Here is a 2,950-nt window from a genome sequence, read left to right as displayed (position 1 = left end):
ACGATATGACTAAATTATTGGTCGCAATGGGCGTACCGCAGCAAGATATTATCCCCGAAGCGAACTCTTTTAATACTCGCGATAATGCAGTGAATGTCCGGCAAATATTGCAGGCACAAAATTTTAAAACCATTTTACTTGTTACTTCTGCCATGCACATGCCCCGATCGATGGCAATCTTCAAACGTTTGGGTATTAATGCGATCGCCGCACCGACAGATTATCGGATCTCGCAATTAGAATTAGAACAACCAAATCTTCAAACTGAAGCTGCAATTCTGAGCTTTATTCCTAGTGAAGATTATTTGTCTCTGACAACTCAAGCGATTCGCGAATACATTGGTATCGTAGTTTATAAATTGCGCGGCTGGCTTTAAATTAATTGAGATATGCCTAAAAACCTTCGATTAGTTCTTTCGATCGCGTTGAAAGGGCTGGCACTGCCCACCCTACTATATATTGACTCAATTATCACAAATCAAATTGGATTGTTATATATTGACGATCGATAGGTAAGATCGAGATAGTTATCAATTATCAATTATCCATTAATGCTCCCAGTTACTAGAATTGCAAAAGAGTCAGATTTTGAGGGTATTCTCGACCTTCAGTCGCGGAATTTATATAACAAACTATCGGCGGCAGAGTTGAAAGATGGTTTTGTGATGACACCTTTTACACCAGATTTATTGAAGCAACTGCTACTGCAATCTGGTGTGTTTGTGGCGGAGGATACAGGGACTATCGTTGGATATTTACTAGCGGGGGATTGGGAGTTTTTCTCGCAGTGGGGAATTTTTGAGGTGATGATAGCGCGGTTGCCAAAGTTAAGAGTTGAGGGTAAGGAAGTCACTGTCGATCGCAGTTTTCAGTATGGGCCGATTTGTATCGATCGATCGATCCGTGGGAGTGGTAGTTTCCCCCAGTTATTCGATGTGATGCGATCGAGTTTCGCACCAAAGTTTCCGATCGGGGTGACTTTTATTAATAAGTTAAATAGTCGATCGTTTGCGGCACATACACGCAAGCTCGATCTGGAAGTTGTTGATGAGTTTGAGTTTAATGGCAATTATTTTTATACTTTAGCTTTTTTGACTGCAACTTAGAATCTAGTTACTAGATTTACGCCGTAGACTACTACTAACTAGCAACTTACGGTACCATCCACTCATTTATCCATTCGCCGCAGTAAAACACAGAGCATAACGGGGCATATTAAGAGAGAAACTGATGCTGTAGACGCATTGAAGTCGGGCAGAGGTTGAAATCAATCAGCGATCGCGAATCGGGAATTATGACGACGAGTGGCTTTAACTTTCACCTGAGTGGATATCATCCGATCGAGGAATTGTATCGCGATGCCAAAACGGTAGTGTATCGGGCGATCCGAACGGGAGATGAGTTGGGGGAGGAGTCCAATTCTGTAGTTATTAAGATCTTGGCATCGGTATATCCCACCGAGCGAGAGTTGTTGGATTTTCGCCATCAGTATGCGCTCGCCAAGGAGTTGGAGCTGCCAGGGATCGTGCGTGTATATAGTTTGGAGACTTACGATCGCGGTTATGCGCTGGTAATGGAGGATTTTGGCGGGATTTCTTTGGATCGGTATCGACACCAGGTGGGTGAAACTGCTGAGGGTGGAAATTACCTACCAGTTAGTGATGTCCTCAAGATCGCGATTCAAGTTGCCGATACATTGCACGCACTCGGACAAAGGCGGATCGTACATAAGGATCTCAAACCTGCGAATATTTTGATTAATCCGCTCGATCGACAGGTGAAGTTGATTGACTTTAGCATTGCGTCGCTGTTACCTCGGGAAACTCCAGCACTGCTGAGTCCAAATTTATTGGCAGGAACCTTGGCATATATGTCGCCCGAACAAACGGGGCGAATGAATCGGGGCATCGATTACCGGAGCGATTTTTATGCGCTGGGGGTGACTTTATACGAACTGCTGAGTGGTAGATTGCCATTTGAGGAGCGCGATCCGATCGAGTTAATCCACGCTCATCTCGATCGAGTAGCAGTAAGTGTCGATCGAGTCAATCCCGCTGTGCCCGTGGTTTTAGCCCAAATCATCGCCAAACTGATGGCCAAAAAGGCGGAGGATCGTTACCAGAGTGCGCTAGGACTCAAGTTCGATCTGGAGCAGTGTTGGCACCAATTGCTGGCGACGGGAACGATTGCAGAGTTTGCATTGGGCAATCGGGATCTGTGCGATCGCGGAGCGTCGCTTTTAGCGAATCGGTTTGTAATTCCCGAACGCTTGTATGGGCGGGAAGTGGCGATCGCCACTTTGATGGCTGCTTTTACTAATGTGGCTGCGGGGAGTAGCGAATTGGTATTGGTAGCGGGAAGTTCGGGGATTGGCAAAACCGCACTCATCAATGAAGTCCACAAACCGATAACCCGTCACCATGGCTATTTTATTAAAGGTAAATTCGACCAATTCAATCGCGATCTGCCGCTGTGGGGTTTTGTCCGCGCCTTGCGGGATTTAATCGGACAACTAGTGAATGAAAGTGACGATCGACTGGCAGCTTGGAAAAGCCGGATTTTGGCAGCAGTGGGCGACAATGGCGGGGTACTAATTGCAGCTATTCCAGAATGGGAGCGGATTATCGGCTCTCAACCGCCTGTGACTGAGCTATCGGGAACCGCAGCCCAAAATCGCTTTAAGTTGTTATTTCAAAAAGCGATCGAGGTATTTGCACGATCGGAGCATCCATTGACGATTTTTTTGGATGACTTACAGTGGGCGGATTCGGCATCTTTAGAGTCGATCGAATTGTTGCAACAAGAGACGGGACATTTACTAATTGTGGGGGCGTATCGGGACAATGAAGTCTCACCCAGTCATCCATTGATGTTGACAGTTGCCAAATTGCAGCAAGCTCGGAAAAACGTGCGGACGATCGCGTTAGCACCTGTCTCTTATACACATCTG

3 protein-coding genes are annotated in these 2,950 nt (G+C 46.1%); all 3 read left to right on the top strand.

Annotated elements, in window-relative coordinates:
- Positions 1-377, top strand: a 377-nt coding sequence (locus tag C7B77_RS27150; protein ID WP_146138550.1) for a YdcF family protein, incomplete at its 5' end; no start/stop codon positions are given.
- A gap of 174 nt (positions 378-551) precedes the next feature.
- A complete protein-coding gene (locus C7B77_RS27145; RefSeq protein ID WP_106312375.1) occupies positions 552-1,106 on the top strand; it encodes a GNAT family N-acetyltransferase in 555 nt (184 codons plus the stop codon).
- Between the two features lie 188 nt (positions 1,107-1,294).
- The coding region (locus tag C7B77_RS27140) for a serine/threonine protein kinase (RefSeq protein ID WP_146138551.1) at positions 1,295-2,950 on the top strand (1,656 nt) is incomplete at its 3' end.

The organism is Chamaesiphon polymorphus CCALA 037 (assembly GCF_003003845.1).
GTDB classification, from domain to species: Bacteria; Cyanobacteriota; Cyanobacteriia; order Cyanobacteriales; family Chamaesiphonaceae; genus Chamaesiphon; species Chamaesiphon polymorphus.
The sequence above is the reverse complement of the archived record's forward strand: the minus strand, read 5'-3'. Positions and strand labels throughout refer to the sequence as shown.